Below are 19,576 nucleotides of genomic sequence, written 5' to 3'. Positions count from 1 at the left end.
GGTTCAACCCATGAAAATCGGTGTAATCGGAGGCGGCCAGCTGGGTCGCATGCTAGCACTGGCGGGTACTCCGCTGGGCATGAACTTCGCCTTCCTCGACCCGGCGCCTGATGCCTGTGCCGCCTCTCTGGGCGAGCACCTGCGCGCAGGCTATAGCGACCAGGAGCAGCTGCGCCAGCTGGCCGACCAGGTTGACCTGGTTACCTTCGAGTTCGAGAGCGTTCCGGCCGAGACCGTGGCTTTTCTTTCGCAGTTCGTGCCGGTGTACCCAAGTGCCGAGGCCCTGCGCATCGCCCGCGACCGTTTGTTCGAGAAAAGCATGTTCCGTGACCTGGGGATCCCCACCCCTGCGTTCGCCGACATCCTGTCGCAGGCAGACCTAGACGCCGCAGTGGCGAGCATCGGTCTGCCAGCGGTGCTCAAGACCCGGACGTTGGGCTACGACGGCAAGGGCCAGAAAGTCCTGCGCACCGCGCAGGACGTGGTAGGCACCTTTGCCGAACTGGGCAACGTGCCGTGCCTGCTCGAAGGCTTCGTACCCTTTACCGGTGAAGTATCGCTGGTCGCTGTCCGGGCCCGCGATGGCGAAACACGGTTCTACCCGCTGGTGCACAACACGCACAATAGCGGCATCCTGCACCTGTCGGTCGCCAGTCAGGCGCACCCGCTGCAAGCGCTGGCTGAAGACTACGTCGGTCGCGTGTTGCAACAACTCGATTATGTCGGGGTCATGGCGTTCGAATTCTTCGAGGTCGACGGCGGGCTCAAGGCCAATGAAATTGCACCGCGCGTGCACAACTCCGGGCACTGGACCATCGAAGGCGCCGAGTGCAGCCAGTTCGAAAACCACGTGCGTGCCATCGCCGGTTTGCCATTGGGTTCCACGGCCAAGGTCGGCGAGAGCGCCATGCTCAACTTCATCGGTGAAGTTCCCCCAGTGGAGCAGGTCGTGGCCATCGACGACTGCCACCTGCACCACTATGGCAAGGCGTTCAAGGCCGGGCGCAAGGTCGGACATGCCACATTGCGGTGCCAGGACATGACCACGCTCGAGCACAAGATTGCGCAAGTGCAGGCGCTGATCGGCAACTGATCGAGCGTCAATTCGAACTTCTGCATCCGGCGGGCCCTCTGAAGTGGCAACACGCCAAAGCGCAGCCTAGGCTTTGGCGTGTTCCATCTTTACTGCAAGGGGATTGCCATGGGTATCATCGGAACCATTTTCATCGGCCTCATCGTCGGCTTGCTGGCTCGTTTCATCAAACCGGGCGACGACAGCATGGGCTGGATCATGACCATCCTGCTCGGTATCGCTGGCTCGCTGTTGGCCACCTATGGCGGTCAGGCGCTTGGTATCTATCAGGCAGGTCAGGCAGCCGGCTTCTTTGGTGCACTGGTAGGCGCCATCATCCTCCTGGTGATCTACGGATTCATCAAGAAACGCTGAATACTGGTTAGAATGCCGGCAATTCATCCCGAGTTGCCGAGCATTCCATGCGTGCCTTCTTCATTGCCCTCCTGTTGTCGGCCAGTTCCCTGGCCCATGCCGAACTGCCCGAGACCGACTGGCTGGAATTGATGCCCAAGTCGGACCAAAAGGCACTCGAGCAGATGCCTGAAATCGACCACAACTCCCCTGAAGCCATGGGTACCTTCACCGCCAAAGGCGGCTTGAAGCAGAGCAAGGGGTTGCCTGCGGTCATGTACTCGACCAAAACCGTGCCTGCCCTCAACGGCAAGGACATTCGCCTGGGCGGCTACCCTGTGCCGCTTGAAAGCGATGCAAAGGGCAACAGCACCCTGTTCTTTCTGGTGCCTTACCCTGGTGCGTGCATCCACGTCCCGCCACCACCACCTAACCAGCTGGTGTTGGTGCGCTACCCAAAAGGGCTGAAGATCGATGACATCTACACACCGGTGTGGGTCAGCGGCACGCTGAAGGTGGAAAAGGTCAGCAACGACCTGGCCGACGCGGCCTATGCCTTGGACGCCGCGAAGGTGCGGGTAGTGGTGGACGCCGATCTTTGAGGCGTGTGTGGGACTAGGCCTTTGAGATCACTTCACAATCGATCCTGACCCCCAGCGAGCTGCTGGCCCCGGGCTGCAACTGCACCACGTCATCCCATACGTTCGCCGTCTCGATGCACAGCATGCGCTGCCAGCCGTCATCGGCCATGTCCGGTAATTCCTTGGCCCGTGCGGTCCAGGGGTTCCAGATCACCGCTGAACGGGATCGGCTGCTGGTCAGGATGATCCGCCTGCCCCAGGACGGGTCGACGATGCTCAACGTTTGCGGCGTATTCAGATAGATCCGGTCCGTCTCGCCGCTAAACACCAGCGCGCCCTCCTGATGGCGCTGTTGCCAGTCGGACAGGGTTTCGATGTAAGACAAACCTTCGACACCGTGGACCTCGGCCTGGCGCACATCACTGACTGCAAAGTAACTGTGCAAGGCCTGGCTGAGGGTGACCGGGCTATGGCCAAGGTTGCGGCTGGTCAGTTGCAGCGTCAACGCCGCGTCCAGCACGACCACCAGCTTGAGCTCCACAGTGTGCGGCCACCCGGGCAACCCACCTTGCGCTTCGGCCATTTCGAACTCGATCCGCAGGCTTTCGCCCACTTCCTCAACGCCCAGCAATTGCCAGTCACGCGTCCGGACAAGCCCATGGGCTGGCGCGTGTTCAGCGTGGTACATGGACTGCACGGTTTCGGGGTTGCGCTGCAGGTTGCCGAACCAGGGCCAGCACACAGGCGCCCCTGCCCGAACCGACTTCCCCTGGCGGAAAATGGCCTCGTCGCTCAACCAGAGCAATGGCGGCTCGCCAGTGCGCTGATAGCTGAGGACCTGCGCACCCTGGCGGGCGATCAGTAGTTCGGCGAAGCTGCTGCGGATACGCCAGCAGTGAAGCTCGCCATGTTGCTCGGTCGATACCTGGAAGGTGGCCATTGCGTCATCTCATTAGTTGCCAGTGGGCCTTGGACCCGGTCGCAGGCAATGAGTTTACCGCCGGCAGGCCTCAGCGACGAGGGACGGAACGGGTACGGCCGCTGCCATCGATGGCGACGAAGACGAAGACGGCTTCGGTCACCTTGCGCCATTCGCTGGACAGTGGATCGTCGCTCCATACTTCGACCATCATCTGGATGGAGCTGCGTCCGATCTCCAGCGTCTGCGTATAGAAAGACAACTGTGCGCCCACGGCCACCGGTACCAGAAACGCCATGCGATCTATCGCCACGGTGGCAACGCGGCCACCGGCAACACGGCTGGCCATGGCGGTACCTGCCAGGTCCATCTGGGCGACCAGCCAGCCGCCGAAGATATCGCCAAAGCCGTTTGTTTCCCGTGGCAGTGCGGTGATCTGCAGAGCAAGGTCGCCCTGCGGAATTGGATCTTCTTGTTCGAGCTCAATCATGCGGTGGGGGCCTCTGACCCGTGACGCTTTTCTTGGATGCGGCGCTTAGGCCGGTAAACGATTCAGCTGACAACATACTACGCCGATTCGTATGACGGGACGGCCGTGGGAAATGCTTCGAAACCGTCTGAGTATAGTGACCGGTGTTTTCGCACAATATCCCACGCTAGCAGGACACATTTCGTACGAAACGCCAGTATATAGAGCATCTACGCGAGCGACGACCATGCGTTCTTGCAGGTCGGTAAGGATTGCGTGTCGCTTTCAGCCGTGTCCGGCAATTTGCTATCTTCGCCTTCGCCTTGAACAAGCCGCATCCCGTGTGGCCTTGCCCTATAAAGAGAATAACCGTGATGACTTCCGCGCCGAGCAGTATCGAGCAGGCCCCGCGGCCGCTGACCCGCAGTGACTACAAGACCCTTTCACTATCTGCACTGGGCGGTGCGCTGGAGTTCTACGACTTCATCATTTTTGTGTTCTTCGCCACCGTGGTTGGCAAGCTGTTCTTTCCGGCCGACATGCCCGAGTGGCTGCGGTTGATGCAGACGTTCGGCATTTTCGCCGCAGGCTATCTGGCACGGCCCCTGGGCGGCATCATCATGGCGCATTTTGGCGACCTGCTGGGCCGCAAGAAGATGTTCACCCTGAGCATCTTCATGATGGCCCTGCCCACCTTGATCATGGGCCTGTTGCCGACCTACGCGCAGATTGGCCTGTGGGCGCCGATCCTGTTGCTGTTGATGCGGGTGATCCAGGGGGCGGCCATCGGCGGGGAAGTGCCAGGCGCCTGGGTATTCGTCTCGGAGCATGTGCCGGCGCGCAATACCGGTTATGCCTGCGGCACGCTCACTGCCGGTTTGACTGCCGGTATTTTGCTGGGCTCGCTGGTCGCGACCTTGATCAACAGCGTCTACAGCGCTGAAGAAGTGGCCAGCTATGCCTGGCGAATCCCGTTCCTGCTGGGCGGCGTGTTCGGTCTGTTTTCGGTTTACCTGCGCCGTTGGCTGCATGAAACCCCGGTATTCGCAGAAATGCAGCAACGCAAGGCCCTGGCCGAAGGGCTGCCGCTTCGGGCCGTGCTGCGCGATCATCGCGGGCCCATCGTGCTGTCCATGTTGCTGACCTGGGTGTTGTCGGCAGGCATCGTGGTGGTGATCCTCATGACACCAGCCTTGCTGCAGAGCATCTATCACATCAGTCCTACCGACTCGCTCAAGGCCAACAGCCTGGCGATCGTGCTGTTGAGCCTGGGTTGCATTGGCGCCGGTAGCCTGGCCGATCGCTTCGGTGCAGGCCGTGTGTTCGTCATCGGTAGCCTGATGTTGCTGGTCAGTTCCTGGGCGTTCTACCACAGCTTGCCAACGCGGCCGGAGCTGTTGTTCCCGTTGTATGCGGTGACCGGCTTGTGCGTGGGTGTGATCGGCGCAGTGCCCTATGTGATGGTAAAGGCATTCCCGGCTGCGGTGCGCTTCAGCGGCTTGTCGTTTTCCTACAACGTCGCCTATGCCATCTTCGGCGGCCTGACGCCGATGGCGGTAACCGGGCTTCTGAAAGTCAGCCCCATGGCGCCTGCTTACTATGTGGCTGTACTGTGCGTGGTCGGCTTTTCGGTAGGTCTGTACTTGCTCGCCAAAAAGCGTTGAATCGCCTTGCCCACTGACACTTGCTCCCTGCAGGCAGCGCTTCGACACGATGATGGCATTTCATCCAATTGTCACAATCAAGTCATATCGTGTTCATGCGCGCTGCAGATACTGGCCCCCGTTCCCTCTCAGCACCCCCATTCCAGCTAGGAGCAAGGTATGAAATTGAAGCGTTTGATGGCGGCCCTTACCTTTGCCGCCGCTGGCGTTGCAACCGCCAACGCAGTGGCCGCTGTCGATCCTGCTATCCCGACCTACACCAAGACCACGGGTGTTTCGGGCAACCTCTCCAGCGTCGGCTCCGATACCCTCGCGAACCTGATGACCCTGTGGGCCGAGGCTTACAAAAAGGAATACCCGAACGTCAACATCCAGATTCAGGCAGCGGGCTCTTCCACGGCGCCACCGGCGCTGACCGAAGGCACCGCCAACCTCGGCCCCATGAGCCGCAAGATGAAGGACGTCGAATTGCAGGCGTTCGAGCAGAAGTACGGCTATAAACCGACCGCCATCCCGGTTGCGGTCGACGCCCTGGCGGTGTTCGTGCACAAGGACAACCCGATCAAGGGCCTGACCATGGCCCAGGTCGATGCCATCTTCTCCTCGACTCGTTTGTGTGGTGGCAAGGCCGAGATCAAGACTTGGGGCGATGCCGGAGTAACCGGCGACCTCGCCAACAAGCCGATCCAGCTGTTCGGCCGCAACTCGGTGTCCGGCACTTATGGGTACTTCAAGGAAGAAGCCCTGTGCAAAGGGGACTTCAAGCCCAACGTCAATGAGCAACCCGGTTCCGCCTCCGTGGTGCAGTCCATCAGCTCGTCGCTCAATGGCATTGGCTACTCGGGCATCGGCTACAAGACGGCCAGCGTCAGGACCGTGCCGCTGGCCAAGAAAGACGGCGGCGAGTTCGTCGAGGACAACGAGACCAACGCCCTGAACGGCAGCTACCCGCTTTCGCGCTTCCTGTACGTTTACGTCAACAAGGCACCGAACAAGCCGCTGGCCCCGCTGGAGGCCGAATTCGTGAAGCTGGTACTGTCGCAGGCCGGCCAGCAGGTGGTCGTCAAGGATGGCTACATCCCGCTGCCTGCCAAAGTCGTCGACAAGACCCTGGCCGACCTGGGCCTGTCCCACGCCGGCAACGTCGCCAAGCAGTAATCGAACCCTGCAGGGGCAAGCCGTTGAGCTAGCCTCTTCAGCACTCCCAGCCCGGGGCCAGCCTTACTGTGCTTCGGGCTTTCGTGCGTCACTGCATTGTCATGTTTTTGTCATACGGGACCGCTAGGGTGTGCCCCATGAATGATCTGGCCAACTCCACAATGACCCAAGATTCCCAGCCTGCACGCATCGATTTCAATACCCCGCAGTTGCAGCGCAAGCGCCGCCTGCGTGCGCTCAAGGACCGCCTGACGCGCTGGTACGTGCTGGTAGGCGGGCTGGCAGTGCTGGCTGCGATCACCTTGATCTTCTTTTACCTGGCGTACGTGGTACTGCCGTTGTTCCAGGGCGCCGAGCTGACCAGCAGGCAGGCATTGCAGCCTGCCTGGCTCAAAGAGGAGGCGGGCAAGCCGTTGATGATCGCCCTCGAGGAGCAGAACCTGGTTGGCATGCGGGTTTCGGACAAGGGCCAGGTGCTGTTCTTCGATACCAAGACCGGCGCAGCGCTCGAACGCGTCGACTTGCCCATCCCTGCCGGCGTACAGGTGTCTTCGATCGGTACCGATCAGCCAGGCAGCCCGATGGTGATGCTGGGGTTGTCCAATGGCCAGGCGTTGGTGTTCACCCATACCTACAAGATCACCTACCCCGGCAACAAGAAAACCATTACGCCGGCCATCGACTACCCCTATGGCGAACAGCCTTTCGTGCTGGATGAGCAGGCGCGGGCGCTGGAGCACGTCAGCGCCAGTGTCAATGGCGACACGTTGTTGCTGGCAGGCTCTACGGGCGCGCACCTGCAGGTCCTCGCGTTGACGCGCAGCGAAAACATGCTGACCGCCGAAGTCACCACCGAGCAGACCCGTATCGAGTTGCCGCAAATGACCGAAACGGTGAAGAACATCTTCATCGATCCGCGCCAGCAGTGGCTGTACGTGATCAACGGTCGCGCCACTGCCGACGTGTTCAGCCTGCGCGACAAGAGCCTCAACGGGCGCTATTCCCTGGCGCAGAGCGCCGATACCGAAGTGACGGCCACTGCCCAGCTGGTAGGCGGCATTTCACTGATCATCGGTGACTCGCACGGTGGGCTGGCCCAGTGGTTCATGGCCCGTGACCCGGACGGGGAGTCTCGTTTCAAGCAGATTCGTACCTTCCAGTTGGGCACGTCGCCCACCGTGCAGATCGACGCCGAGGAGCGTCGCAAGGGCTTCATCGCCCTGGACGCAGAAGGCAAGCTGGGTGTTTTCCACAGCACGGCGCACCGTACCCTCCTGGTCGAGTCCGTGGCCCAGGGCCCGGGTATCCTTGCCCTGTCACCGCGCGCCAACCGCATCATGATCGAAGAGCCCGGCAGGTTGTTGCCATTGAAGCTGCACAACCCCCATCCGGAAGTGTCCTTCAGCGCGCTGTGGGGCAAGGTGTGGTACGAGAATTATGACGCGCCCAAGTACGTGTGGCAGTCGACCGCGTCCAATACCGATTTCGAGCCCAAGCTGAGCCTTTCGCCCCTCACGTTCGGTACCCTCAAGGCGGCCTTCTACGCCATGATCCTGGCCGCGCCGCTGGCCATTGCCGCCGCGATCTATACGGCCTACTTCATGGCCCCTGGCATGCGCCGCAAGGTCAAGCCAGTAATCGAACTGATGGAGGCGATGCCCACGGTCATTCTGGGGTTCTTCGCGGGGCTGTTCCTGGCGCCGTACCTGGAAGGCCATCTGCCAGGGGTCTTCAGCCTTTTCCTGCTCATGCCGGTCGGCATCCTGCTGGCAGGGTTCACCTGGAGCCGGCTGCCTGAATCCATTCGTCTGCGGGTACCGGATGGCTGGGAGGCGGCGATCCTGATCCCGGTCATTCTGCTCACCGGCTGGCTTGCCCTTGGCATGAGCCCACACCTTGAAAGCTGGTTCTTTGGCGGCGACATGCGCCTGTGGATCACCAATGACCTGGGTATCACCTATGACCAGCGCAATGCACTGGTGGTCGGGATCGCGATGGGCTTTGCCGTCATTCCCAACATCTACTCGATAGCCGAGGACGCCGTCTTCAGCGTGCCGCGCAGCCTGACGCTGGGTTCCCTGGCGCTGGGGGCAACACCTTGGCAGACCCTCACCCGGGTGGTGATCCTGACCGCCAGCCCCGGCATCTTCTCGGCGCTGATGATCGGCATGGGCCGGGCCGTCGGTGAAACCATGATCGTGCTGATGGCCACCGGCAACACACCGGTGATGGAGATGAACCTGTTCGAAGGCATGCGCACGCTGGCTGCCAACGTGGCGGTGGAAATGCCGGAATCCGAAGTTGGGGGCAGCCACTACCGGGTGCTGTTCCTCGCCGCGTTGGTGCTGCTGATGTTCACCTTCGTCATGAACACCTTGGCCGAGCTGATTCGCCAGCGTCTGCGCAAGAAATACTCGTCGCTTTGATAGAAAGGTAGCGATCCGTGAAAAAGGATTCCCTCAAAGGCTGGTTCAAGAGCGGTGCCCCCGGTGTCTGGATGAGCGGCGGCGCCGTGGCCATGGCGGTGATCATGACCGTTGGTCTACTGGCTGTGATCGCAGTACGCGGCCTGGGGCATTTCTGGCCGGCCGATTTGATTCAGGCCAGCTACGCCGTGCCGGGCCAGGCCCAGCAGACGGTCATCGGCGAAGTGGTACAGCAGGAAGAAGTGCCGCGTGCGCGCCTCAAGGGCGCCGGTTTGCCAGTGCCCGACCAGGGCCCGGAGTTCATGACACGCGAATTGATCAAGGTCGGAAACCGGGACCTCAATGGCAGCGACTTCACCTGGGTCGTGGGCGACTGGCTCGTCGATCAGCAGCGCCCCGAGCAGCTGATGGCCCTGGAACGGCGCGAGTGGGGCAACTTCTATGGCTACCTGGTGAGCGTCAAGGAACAAGGCCGGGTGGTGGCAGAAGGAGCAGCGGCCTGGGGTGAGCTGCAAGCGCGGCTGGCCCGGGCCAGCGAGCTCAACAAGACGCTGCAGGCGCTGGAGAAGAAAGACATCGGTGCCATCAACCATGGCCTGGAGCGGTTGCGCCTGCAGGCGCGCAAGCTCGAGCTCGAAGGCAAGCTGGACGCTGCGGCCCAGGCTGATATCGAGGCTGACCGTGCCGAGCTCAACAGCCGCTACACGGCCATCGAAGATCGCCTGTCCACGCTTCACCGGGATTTTGCCCGCGACACGCTGGTCGCGCGCGATGGCAATGGCCGTGAAGTCGAGATCAACCTCAGCAAGGTGGTCCATGCCTTCCAGCCCAACGGCATGTCGACCCTGGCCAAGCTGGGGGCTTACTTTGCCAAGGTGTGGGAGTTTCTCAGCGACGACCCGCGTGAGGCCAACACAGAGGGCGGTATATTCCCGGCTATCTTCGGCACTGTGATGATGACCCTGATCATGGCCGTGATCGTCACGCCCTTTGGCGTGCTGGCAGCGGTCTATTTGCGCGAGTATGCCCGGCAGGGGCCGGTGACGCGCCTGATTCGCATCGCGGTCAACAACCTTGCCGGTGTACCGGCCATCGTCTACGGCGTTTTCGGCTTGGGCTTCTTCGTGTACGTGCTGGGCGGCTCGATCGACCGCCTGTTCTTTGCCGAAGCCTTGCCGGCGCCCACCCTGGGCACGCCGGGCCTGTTGTGGGCGTCACTGACCCTGGCATTGTTGGCGGTGCCGGTAGTGATCGTGGCCACCGAGGAGGGGTTGGCGCGCATTCCGCGCACCCTGCGCGAAGGCTCGCTGGCATTGGGTGCCACCAAGGCCGAAACGCTGTGGAAGATTGTTCTGCCCATGGCCAGCCCGGCCATGATGACCGGCATGATCCTGGCCGTGGCCCGGGCTGCGGGTGAAGTCGCACCGCTGATGCTGGTGGGGGTGGTCAAGCTCGCGCCATCGCTGCCGGTGGATGGCAATTACCCCTACCTGCACCTGGATCAGAAGATCATGCACCTGGGCTTTCACATCTACGACGTAGGCTTCCAGAGCCCGAACGTGGAGGCGGCACGGCCACTGGTGTACGCCACTGCATTGCTGCTGGTGATGGTCATCGCGACACTGAACCTGTCGGCCGTGTGGATCCGTAACCACCTTCGTGAGAAATACAAGGCGCTCGACAGCTGAGCCAGGTGTCGAACGTTCAAGCGGCGTCGCCGACGCGAAGCGGCCGCTTCGTCCCAACGTGCCACTGGCGGCCATACGCCGGCAGCACCCAATGGAGTGAGACCATGCAGCAACAACCGCCTACCCACGGCATCGACATGTCCGCGCTGGGCCGCAGCAAACAGGGCCTGCGCCTGGCCGAGGAAACGGTCGCCATCGAAGTGCCTGGGCTGAGCCTGTTCTACGGCGACAAGCAGGCCCTGTTCGATGTCAGCATGAATATTCCCAAGCAGCGCGTGACGGCGTTCATTGGCCCCTCCGGGTGCGGCAAGTCCACCTTGCTGCGGACCTTCAACCGCATGAACGACCTGGTCGACGGCTGTCGTGTGCAAGGCGCCGTCAACCTGTACGGGCATGACATCTACCGCAAGGGCGAGGACGTGGCCGAGCTGCGCCGCCGCGTGGGCATGGTGTTCCAGAAACCCAACCCTTTCCCCAAGACCATCTACGAGAACGTGGTCTATGGCCTGCGGATTCAGGGCATCAACAAAAAACGTGTCCTGGACGAGGCCGTCGAGTGGGCCCTCAAGGGCGCGGCGCTGTGGGACGAGGTCAAGGACCGTCTGCACGAGTCGGCGCTGGGCCTGTCCGGTGGGCAGCAGCAGCGCCTGGTCATCGCCCGCACCATTGCGGTCGAGCCCGAGGTACTGTTGCTGGACGAGCCTTGCTCGGCGCTGGACCCGATTTCCACGCTCAAGGTCGAAGAGCTCATCTACGAATTGAAAACCAAGTTCACCATCGTCATCGTGACCCACAACATGCAGCAGGCGGCCCGCGTATCGGACTACACCGCCTTCATGTACATGGGCAAACTGGTGGAATTCGGTGACACCGATACCCTGTTCACCAACCCCGCCAAGAAGCAGACAGAAGACTACATCACTGGCCGGTACGGCTGAAGAAACACCGCGCACTGCTGCTCGCCGCGTGAAGGCACTCGGCGCAGCGCAGGGGCACGCCTCGAACGACTTGAAGCTCGCAGCCAGCAGCTTCGCGGAGCCACAGCATGATCAACAAAGAAAGCCTGACGCATCATATTTCCCAGCAGTTCAACGCCGAGCTCGAAGAGGTACGCAGCCACCTGCTGGCCATGGGCGGGCTGGTCGAGAAACAGGTCAACGATGCGGTCACTGCGCTGATCGAGGCCGATTCCGGCCTGGCTCAGCAGGTGCGCGAGGTCGACGAGCAGATCAACCAGATGGAGCGCAACATCGACGAGGAATGCCTGCGTATTCTGGCGCGTCGCCAGCCGGCAGCATCGGACCTGCGGCTGATCATCAGTATTTCCAAGTCGGTGATTGACCTCGAGCGTATCGGCGACGAGTCGACCAAGATCGCCCGGCGGGCCATCCAGCTCTGCGAGGAGGGTGAATCGCCGCGGGGCTATGTGGAGGTGCGGCACATCGGCGATCAGGTGCGCAACATGGTGCGCGATGCACTCGACGCCTTCGCCCGCTTCGATGCCGACCTGGCCTTGTCAGTGGCTCAATACGACAAGACTATCGACCGTGAGTACAAGACAGCCTTGCGTGAACTGGTGACCTACATGATGGAAGATCCCCGTTCGATCTCTCGTGTGCTAAGTGTGATTTGGGTCCTGCGTTCGCTGGAGCGGATCGGCGACCATGCACGCAACATCTCCGAACTGGTGATCTACCTGGTGCGCGGCACCGATGTACGCCACATGGGCCTCAAGCGCATGACAGCGGAGGTGCAGGGTCGCGCCAATGCCGAGGGTGAAATACCTAATGTTCCAGCCGAAGCGGGCGATAAATAAAGTTCTCTCCGAGCATCGACGCCCGGCTTGTGCCGGGCGTTTTCGTTAGTACGCCTGGAGGTGCCAGAGACCATCGACCGGCTGTAGACGACCCGGCGTGACACAGGTGGTGGCAAGTGGCCAGCAAATGGCAGTAGGCTAGTCGGGTTCAGAAGGAGTATCGATGAGTAAAGTGAATGTGCTGGTGGTGGATGACGCGCCATTTATCCGTGACCTGATCCGTAAGTGCCTGCGCAACGCGTTCCCGGGCATGACCGTGGATGACGCCGTAAACGGTCGCAAGGCCATGACCCTGTTGGGCAAAGAGGCGTTCGACCTGGTGCTGTGCGACTGGGAAATGCCAGAAATGTCGGGCTTGGAGCTGCTCACCTGGTGCCGTCAGCAACCTGAGCTCAAGGGCCTTCAGTTCATCATGGTGACCAGCCGTGGCGACAAGGAAAATGTCATCCAGGCGATTCAGGCCGGCGTGTCGGACTTCGTCGGCAAGCCGTTCACCAACGAGCAGTTGCTGACCAAGGTCAAGAAGGCCCTGGCCAAGATCGGCAAGCTCGACAGCTTGATGAGCCCAGGGCCTGCGCGGGCTAATGCCGCGTTCGCCAACGACTCGCTCAACGCCCTGACCGCTGGACGGCCAGAAGCCGTCAAGGTAGCTGCGCCAGCACCTGTGCCTGCCAAGGCGGCCGCCACCCCTGCCAAGTCCAGCGCAGCGACACCCGCACCCAGCGGTCGCGGCCAGGGCCAGCTGCGTTTGGCGAGCGGCATGCAAGCCTGCGTGATCAAGGCCTTGAGCTTGAAGGAAGCCCTGCTGGTCGTACGGCGCAGTGAGACACTGCCGCAAGTGCTCGAAGGCGCCGTGCTGAACCTGGAGCAGGGCGAGAACGCGGAAATCGCGCGTTTGAATGGTTACTTGCACGCGGTGGCGGCCTTCGAGCCCAAGCCTGACAGCGACTGGCTGCAATTGACGTTCAAGTTCGTCGATCAAGACGCCCAGAAGCTGGACTACCTGTCCCGCCTGATCGCCCGCGGCACTGCCCAGAAGCATTTCACGCCAGGGGCCTGACGGGCCGCCGCAACAGCGAGCTGGCCAGCAGCATCCGACCAACTGTCATGGTGACCAGGGTGTCTGCTGCTAGGCTTGGACAGGTCCTTCACTGTCAAAAAGCCACCATCATGCATTCACGCCTGCTGCTATGTGCGTTAACCCTGGTCAGCGCCTCTAGCCTGGGCGTGACGCTGCACCCAGTCACCGATGAAACGGGAAGGGTGTCCTATGCGCAGCGACCCGGCCCGGGCATCAAGCCCACGGTCGTGGATGAGTCCACCGTGGAGATCAACGAACACGATGTGCGTCTCAACGCGATCGTGTTCCAGGGCGGCGTGAGCTTCTCGGCCCGCAACGAACTGCCGGTCGCCGTGCAGGTGGAACTGCGCCTGGATAACCTGGTTAACGCGCAGGGTGGCGACGCGCCGCGGACCGTGCGGCGTCTGTTGCCGCCGCGTTCGACCCAAGTGCTCAGCATCGTCCGGGGCCAGCCAGGCAAGCTGCTCAACTACCGCTCCACACTGCTGCAGGCCATGGGCGACCCCGGCAAGCGCCCACAAGGTTATCGCTATGCGTTTCCATGGGTAGGTGGGCCGTTTCGTGTGAGCCAAGGGCCCAATGGCAGGTTCAGCCACTTCGGGCCCAAGGGGCGCTATGCAATGGATATCGCCATGCCCGAGGGCACCACTATCGTGGCGGCACGCGAAGGGGTAGTGGTGAGCACGCGCAGCGAGCAGAGCGGGCGAGGGGACAATCCCTCGGGCAACTTTGTCCGCATTCTGCACCCTGACGGCACCATGGGGGTGTACCTGCACTTGATGCGCGGGTCGATCGTGGTCGCGTCCGGGCAGCGTGTGCGCCAAGGGCAGGTGTTGGCCAAGTCGGGCAACACCGGCAACAGCACCGGGCCCCATCTGCACTTCGTGGTTCAGCGCAATGTGGGGCTGGCGCTTGAGTCGATTCCCTATCGGTTCGACCGGCCGATCAGTGGGTTGCCCGACTACACCGCAGGCAACCCCTGATCAGGGCTTGATCGGGGCAGGGCGTCGATGTGCTCAGTCCAGCTTGAGCACTTTGGCCAGCACGATCTTGGGGCCTTTCATTTTCTTGACGATGATGCGCAGCCCTTCGACCTCGAGCACCTCTTCTTCTTCGGGTACGCGCTTGAGCGTTTCGTAGACCAGGCCGGCCAGTGTCTCTGCCTCGATATGGTCCAGGTCCACGCCCAGCAAGCGCTCGACCTTGAACAGCGGAGTATCGCCGCGCACCAGCAGCTTTCCTGGCTGATAGGCCAGGATGCCGCGCTCGGTCTTGCGGTGTTCGTCCTGGATGTCGCCCACCAGCACTTCCAGCACATCTTCCATGGTCAGGTAACCGATGACCTTGCCATCGGCCTCCTCGACCAGCACGAAGTGCGCACCGCCCTTGCGGAACTGCTCGAGCAATTGGGACAGCGGCATGTGCCTGGAAACGCGCTCCAGTGGGCGAGCCAGGTCTTCCAGGTCAATGGTTTCAGGCAGGTGTTCGAGTTCGGCGAGTTCGAGTAGCAGGTCCTTGATGTGCAGCAGGCCCGTGAACTCCTCGCGCTCGGTGTCGTACACCGGGTAGCGGCTGAACTTGTGACGGCGGATCAGGGCCAGTATCTGCTTGAGCGGGGCATGGGCGTCGATGATGACCATGTCTTCGCGAGAGTTGGCCCAGTCCACCACTTCCAGCTCACCCATTTCCACCGCGGACGCCAGCACGCGCATGCCTTGATCGCTTGGGTCCTGGCCGCGGCTGGAGTGCAGGATCAGCTTGAGCTCCTCCCGGCTGTAGTGGTGCTCGTGGTGCGGGCCGGGTTCGCCTTGGCCGGCAATGCGCAGGATTGTGTTGGCGCTGGCATTGAGCAGGTAGATGGCCGGGTACATCAGCCAGTAGAACAGGTACAGCGGTACTGCGGTCCACAGCGACAACAGTTCCGGCTTGCGAATGGCCCACGATTTGGGCGCCAGCTCACCCACCACGATGTGCAGGTAGGAGATCACGAAGAAGGCGACGAAGAACGAGACGGCCTTGATCAGCTCAGGGGTATCGACGCCAAAGTAGGCCAGCAGCGGTTCGAGCAAGTGCGCGAAGGCCGGCTCGCCCACCCAGCCCAGCCCCAGCGAGGCCAAGGTGATGCCGAGCTGGCAGGCAGAGAGGTAGGCATCAAGCTGGTTGTGAACCTTGCGCAGGATGCTGCCGCGCCAGCCGTGCTGCTCGGCGATGGCGTCCACGCGGGTTGCGCGCAGCTTGACCATGGCGAACTCGGCGGCAACGAAGAAGCCGTTGAGCAGCACCAGAACCAAAGCAAAAATGATCATGCCGAAATCGGCGAACAGGGAGGTGAGGCTGATACCAGGGGAAGGGTCCATGATGGAGTTTTTACGGGATCCGTCTTGAAGATGAGAAAAGTGCCGGCTCCAGCCGGCGCAAGGGATCAAATGTAGCGGCTAGGGCCGCAAAAGCAAAGGGCGACCACTTGATCGATGCTGCAAAGTGGCCCGAACGGCCTCAAACCTTACCTGTGACCTGTTGCGCCACTGCAAAATGGCAGGTGAAGGTGCTGCCATGGCCTGGCACGCTGCTGATCTCCAGGCGCCCGCGGTGGCGCATCAGCACATGCTTGACGATTGCCAGCCCAAGGCCCGTGCCACCGGTATGAGATGCACGGCTCGAATCCACCCGATAGAACCGCTCCGTCAGCCGTGGCAGGTGCTTGGCATCGATGCCGGGCCCTGAGTCCTGCACCGACAGATGGGCGCCTTGGGCATCGGCCCACCAGCGAATGCGAATGCTGCCCTCGTCCTGGGTGTACTTGACGGCATTGAACACCAGGTTGGAGAACGCGCTGCGCAATTCCGACTCGCTGCCCTTGAGCCAGATGCCTGGCTCGGCCTCCAGGGTAATGCGCTGGTTGCGCGGCCCGGACAACGCTTGCGCGTCTTGCTTGATCGCACTGAGCAGGGTGTCCACGGCCACTGGCTGGTTGTCGGACGGGTAGTCGGTGGCCTCCAGCTTGGCCAGCAGCAGCAGGTCGTTGAGCAGCGTTTGCATGCGCGAGCCCTGTTGGCTCATCTGCTGCAACGCTCGGCGCCAGCGGGGGTTCACGTCCTCGACGTTATCCAGCAGGGTTTCCAGGTAGCCGGCAATCACGGTCAGCGGCGTTCGCAGTTCGTGGGACACGTTGGCCACGAAGTCCTTGCGCATCTGTTCGAGCTGGTGGATGCGGGTGACGTCCCGAACCAGCATCAGGTGTTCGTTGTTACCGTAGCGTGTGATGTGCAGTTGCACCCGCATGCGATCGTTGATGGGGGATGGAATCTCCAGTGGCTCGACATAGTTTTCGGTTTCGAAGTATTCCTTGAAGCGCGGGTGCCGCACCAGGTTGGTCACCTGCTGGCCGCCGTCCTGGGGTGTCTTGAAGCCCAGGAGCGTCTCGGCTGCGCGGTTCCACCACTCCAGGTTGCCGTGGCTGTCGAGCATGATCACGGCGTCGCGCAGCGCTGCGGTGGATTCCTGCACCCTGTCGATCACCGCTTGAAGCCTGCCACGCACACGCTGGTCGCGGCGTTGCAGATGGTAGATGCTGTCGAACACCTCGCCCCATAGGCCGTAGCCGTCAGGCGGTGCTTCGTCCGGTTGGTGATTGCGCAGCCAGGCATGCAGGCGCAGCAGTTGCTTGAGCGTCCAGCCCAGGTAGAGAGCCAGGCCAATGGCCAGGCTCCAGCCATAGTAGCCACTGACCAGGCCACCGATCAGGCAAAGGGTGATCAACAGCAGCAGGTGGCGAATCAAGGTCGCATGCCAGTTCTGGTTCAATTGGGGATCCTTCGAATCCAGCGATCAACAGCAAGCACGAACCTGCATGCAGAAGCGGATCGGTAGCGCGTTCACGTCCATTCAACGGCTTTGAGCCGAGTGCTGCGTTTCAGGTCAGACCTTGGTCGAAAAGCGGTAGCCTGTGCCGCGAACCGTTTGTACCAGGTTTTCATACGCCTCACCCAGCGCCTTGCGCAAGCGGCGAATGTGGACATCGACCGTGCGTTCCTCGACATAGACATTGCCCCCCCATACCTGGTCCAGCAACTGGCCGCGGGTATAGGCGCGTTCCTGATGGGTCATGAAGAATTGCAGCAGGCGGTACTCGGTGGGCCCCATCTCGGCCGGCTTGCCATCGATGGTGACGCGATGACTGATAGGGTCCAGCAGCAGCCCGCCCACTTCGATCGGCGTCTCGCCATCACTGGGGCCGGTACGTCGCAGCACGGCCTTGAGGCGGGCTACCAGCTCACGCGGCGAAAACGGCTTGGTGATGTAGTCGTCCGCCCCCACTTCCAGGCCTTGGATCTTGTTGTCTTCCTCGCCCTTGGCGGTGAGCATGATGATCGGAATGTCCCCGGTCAGCTCGTCGCGCTTGAGCCGCCGGGCCAGTTCGATGCCCGAGGTGCCGGGGAGCATCCAGTCCAGCAGAATCAGGTCCGGCTTACGGTCGACGATGATGGCATGGGCCTGTTGGGAGCTTTCTGCTTCCAGGCACTCATAACCTGCCATCTCCAGGGCCACGGCAATCATCTCGCGGATGGGCGCCTCGTCGTCGACGATCAGAATATTCCTGCCAGCCATGCTCAAAACCTCTCCTGGATTCGCTGTCTTGGCCCCGCATTAGATAACGGAATTATTGCAGCTGTGTGACAGGGTGTTGGCGGTTCTCGCGACATTCAATGACTGGGCCAGGCTTGACCGGGGCGGCGGTTGCACCTGTAACCGACGCTTTACCCCCTCGATACGGTGAATCCTCATGCGGTGTGCACCAGGTGGACCTTGCTGAGGTGGTGCCGCGCCTCAACCCACCGCTCAACGTAGCGCGTAATCCAGTACCACGCCCATGAACACCATCAGCCCGGCCCAGTGGTTGTGCAGGAACGCCTTGAAGCATGCGTCTCGATCCAGGCGGCGGGTGGACCAGAATTCCCAGGCGAAACAGCACGCGGCGCCCAGCAGGCCCAGGTAGAACCAGCCGCCGAGGGCGAAGCTGCTGCCGGCCAGCATCAGGCAGCCCAGCGAAAGGCCCTGCAAGCTCAGGATGATCACCCGGTCAGCCTCGCCGAACAGGATGGCCGTGGACTTCACACCGATCTTCAGGTCATCGTCGCGATCGACCATGGCGTAGTAGGTGTCGTAAGCCACCGTCCACAGCAGGTTGGCGATGTACAGCAGCCAGGCAGCGGCCGGCAGCTCGCCGCCAGCAGCGGTGAAGGCCATGGGGATACCCCACGAATAGGCGGCGCCCAGCACCACCTGTGGGTAGTAGGTGTAGCGCTTCATGAAGGGGTAGCAAAATGCGAGCGCGACGGCCGCGAACGAAAGCCAGACGGTTTGACTGTTGGTGCACAGCACCAGCAGGAAGCTCACGCTTACCAAAACGGCAAACAGCGTCAGCGCTTCGCGGGGGCGTACACGCCCGCTGGCCAAGGGTCGATCGGCGGTGCGCTTGACGTATCCATCCACCTTGCGGTCGGCAAAATCATTGATGCAGCACCCGGCCGCGCGCATGAGCACCACGCCCAACCCGAAGATCAGCACATTGGCCAACGAGGGTGAACCCTGACCTGCAATCCACACCGCCGACAGGGTTGGCCAGAGCAGCAGATAAATGCCGATGGGCCTGTCCATGCGACTTAGCTGGACAAAGTCCCAGGCGCGCGGATGAAGACGGTTCAGCGATTTGAGCAGTTGCAGGTACATCAGCGGGTATCCTCGCGTGCCACCTGCCACAACGCCGGCAGGAACACTTCGGCGACAAGCAGGTCGAGTTCATCTCGGGAGAAGCGTGAACGACGTCCCCACAAGCCTGGGCTTGCAACTTCAGCAGGGAGCCAGGCTTCGGGGTAGTGGCATACCTGCAGGGGATGGCGGGTGAACGCTCGATCGCAGAACAGCAGCTCGCCCAGCGAGCGACTGCCGAGCGATTCAAGGTCCAGGCCGCCACGTTCGAGCGCCGCACGGCTGGCTACGCTGCGGGCGAATACCCACGGCTGGCCATGCCCGCGCAGGAACACTTCCCTGACCCAACCCTGGGCACCGAGCGCGATGCCAAGGGCTTGGCATTCATCCTCGCGCAGCGACTGCCAGCCTTCGAACAGGGGCGTTACGCAGAAATCGTCGCCGGACAGTCGGGTCAGCCGACGTGTGAGCGAGCCCTCATCGAACAACCAGTCCAGCATGGAGGGGGCGAGGCTGGCCTGCACCTGTGGATACGCTAGCCACGCGACAGCGGCTGCGTGCGGGGTTGGGTACGACACGTCGGTCTGCTTGTTACAACCAAAGAGGCCGCGAGCTTAGCATGAATGCCCCGACTGCTTG

18 protein-coding genes are annotated in these 19,576 nt (G+C 61.9%); 11 read left to right on the top strand and 7 right to left on the bottom strand.

Features of this window, described 5'->3' with window-relative positions:
- Positions 1 to 10: 10 nt before the first annotated feature.
- The 3 genes from B2J77_RS21055 to B2J77_RS21045 all read left to right on the top strand — a co-directional run bounded on the left by B2J77_RS21055 (position 11) and on the right by B2J77_RS21045 (position 2,028).
- Positions 11 to 1,093, top strand: coding sequence for a 5-(carboxyamino)imidazole ribonucleotide synthase (locus B2J77_RS21055; protein WP_078479362.1), 1,083 nt, complete (start codon positions 11 to 13; stop codon positions 1,091 to 1,093).
- 108 nt (positions 1,094 to 1,201) lie between these two features.
- Positions 1,202 to 1,447 carry a GlsB/YeaQ/YmgE family stress response membrane protein gene (locus tag B2J77_RS21050; protein ID WP_058602748.1) on the top strand — a complete coding sequence of 82 codons (246 nt, stop codon included), beginning with the start codon at positions 1,202 to 1,204 and terminating at the stop codon, positions 1,445 to 1,447.
- Between the two features lie 47 nt (positions 1,448 to 1,494).
- A complete protein-coding gene (locus B2J77_RS21045; protein WP_058638808.1) occupies positions 1,495 to 2,028 on the top strand; it encodes a DUF3299 domain-containing protein in 534 nt (177 codons plus the stop codon).
- Between the two features lie 13 nt (positions 2,029 to 2,041).
- On the opposite strand, the gene B2J77_RS21040 is transcribed toward B2J77_RS21045, so the two are convergent.
- On the bottom strand, positions 2,042 to 2,947 hold the full coding sequence (locus B2J77_RS21040; protein ID WP_078479361.1) for a D-hexose-6-phosphate mutarotase: 906 nt from the start codon (positions 2,945 to 2,947) through the stop codon (positions 2,042 to 2,044).
- 70 nt (positions 2,948 to 3,017) lie between these two features.
- Positions 3,018 to 3,416 (bottom strand): acyl-CoA thioesterase, encoded by a 399-nt coding sequence (locus B2J77_RS21035; protein ID WP_003253317.1) that lies wholly within the window; start codon positions 3,414 to 3,416, stop codon positions 3,018 to 3,020.
- A gap of 353 nt (positions 3,417 to 3,769) precedes the next feature.
- On the opposite strand from B2J77_RS21035, the gene B2J77_RS21030 reads away from it, so the two are divergent.
- The 8 genes from B2J77_RS21030 (at position 3,770) to B2J77_RS20995 (ending at position 14,211) form a co-directional block, all read left to right on the top strand.
- The gene (locus tag B2J77_RS21030) at positions 3,770 to 5,059 is read left to right on the top strand and encodes an MFS transporter (protein WP_058638810.1); all 1,290 of its coding nucleotides are present in this window, start codon (positions 3,770 to 3,772) and stop codon (positions 5,057 to 5,059) included.
- Positions 5,060 to 5,218: 159 nt separating this feature from the next.
- Positions 5,219 to 6,217: a phosphate ABC transporter substrate-binding protein PstS gene (locus B2J77_RS21025; RefSeq protein WP_023532412.1), complete on the top strand. Its 999-nt coding sequence runs from the start codon at positions 5,219 to 5,221 to the stop codon at positions 6,215 to 6,217.
- A gap of 137 nt (positions 6,218 to 6,354) precedes the next feature.
- The gene (locus B2J77_RS21020; RefSeq protein ID WP_078479360.1) at positions 6,355 to 8,643 is read left to right on the top strand and encodes an ABC transporter permease subunit; all 2,289 of its coding nucleotides are present in this window, start codon (positions 6,355 to 6,357) and stop codon (positions 8,641 to 8,643) included.
- Positions 8,644 to 8,714: 71 nt separating this feature from the next.
- Complete coding sequence (gene pstA / locus B2J77_RS21015) at positions 8,715 to 10,331, top strand: phosphate ABC transporter permease PstA (RefSeq protein ID WP_178091247.1); 1,617 nt, start codon at positions 8,715 to 8,717, stop codon at positions 10,329 to 10,331.
- Between the two features lie 104 nt (positions 10,332 to 10,435).
- Positions 10,436 to 11,269, top strand: coding sequence for a phosphate ABC transporter ATP-binding protein PstB (gene pstB / locus B2J77_RS21010; protein ID WP_058638813.1), 834 nt, complete (start codon positions 10,436 to 10,438; stop codon positions 11,267 to 11,269).
- A gap of 107 nt (positions 11,270 to 11,376) precedes the next feature.
- Complete coding sequence (gene phoU / locus B2J77_RS21005) at positions 11,377 to 12,147, top strand: phosphate signaling complex protein PhoU (RefSeq protein WP_058638814.1); 771 nt, start codon at positions 11,377 to 11,379, stop codon at positions 12,145 to 12,147.
- Positions 12,148 to 12,310: 163 nt separating this feature from the next.
- Positions 12,311 to 13,207, top strand: a complete 897-nt coding sequence (locus tag B2J77_RS21000; RefSeq protein WP_058638815.1) for a response regulator — start codon at positions 12,311 to 12,313, stop codon at positions 13,205 to 13,207.
- 110 nt (positions 13,208 to 13,317) lie between these two features.
- Positions 13,318 to 14,211, top strand: coding sequence for a M23 family metallopeptidase (locus B2J77_RS20995; protein ID WP_058638816.1), 894 nt, complete (start codon positions 13,318 to 13,320; stop codon positions 14,209 to 14,211).
- Positions 14,212 to 14,244: 33 nt separating this feature from the next.
- Here the strand turns inward: B2J77_RS20995 and B2J77_RS20990 are convergent, their stop codons facing one another.
- The 5 genes from B2J77_RS20990 to B2J77_RS20970 all read right to left on the bottom strand — a co-directional run bounded on the left by B2J77_RS20990 (position 14,245) and on the right by B2J77_RS20970 (position 19,515).
- Positions 14,245 to 15,585: a hemolysin family protein gene (locus tag B2J77_RS20990; protein WP_058602758.1), complete on the bottom strand. Its 1,341-nt coding sequence runs from the start codon at positions 15,583 to 15,585 to the stop codon at positions 14,245 to 14,247.
- A 139-nt stretch (positions 15,586 to 15,724) separates the two neighbouring features.
- Positions 15,725 to 17,032, bottom strand: coding sequence for a phosphate regulon sensor histidine kinase PhoR (gene phoR / locus B2J77_RS20985; protein WP_058602759.1), 1,308 nt, complete (start codon positions 17,030 to 17,032; stop codon positions 15,725 to 15,727).
- Positions 17,033 to 17,146: 114 nt separating this feature from the next.
- Positions 17,147 to 17,836 carry a phosphate regulon transcriptional regulator PhoB gene (gene phoB / locus B2J77_RS20980; protein ID WP_023532543.1) on the bottom strand — a complete coding sequence of 230 codons (690 nt, stop codon included), beginning with the start codon at positions 17,834 to 17,836 and terminating at the stop codon, positions 17,147 to 17,149.
- 231 nt (positions 17,837 to 18,067) lie between these two features.
- The gene (gene ubiA / locus B2J77_RS20975; RefSeq protein ID WP_058638819.1) at positions 18,068 to 18,958 is read right to left on the bottom strand and encodes a 4-hydroxybenzoate octaprenyltransferase; all 891 of its coding nucleotides are present in this window, start codon (positions 18,956 to 18,958) and stop codon (positions 18,068 to 18,070) included.
- Complete coding sequence (locus B2J77_RS20970) at positions 18,958 to 19,515, bottom strand: chorismate--pyruvate lyase family protein (protein ID WP_078479358.1); 558 nt, start codon at positions 19,513 to 19,515, stop codon at positions 18,958 to 18,960. Before B2J77_RS20970 ends, ubiA begins: the two co-directional genes overlap by 1 nt.
- Between the last annotated feature and the right edge of the window lie 61 nt (positions 19,516 to 19,576).

Source organism: Pseudomonas parafulva, assembly GCF_002021815.1.
GTDB classification, from domain to species: Bacteria; Pseudomonadota; Gammaproteobacteria; order Pseudomonadales; family Pseudomonadaceae; genus Aquipseudomonas; species Aquipseudomonas parafulva_B.
The sequence above is the reverse complement of the archived record's forward strand: the minus strand, read 5'-3'. Positions and strand labels throughout refer to the sequence as shown.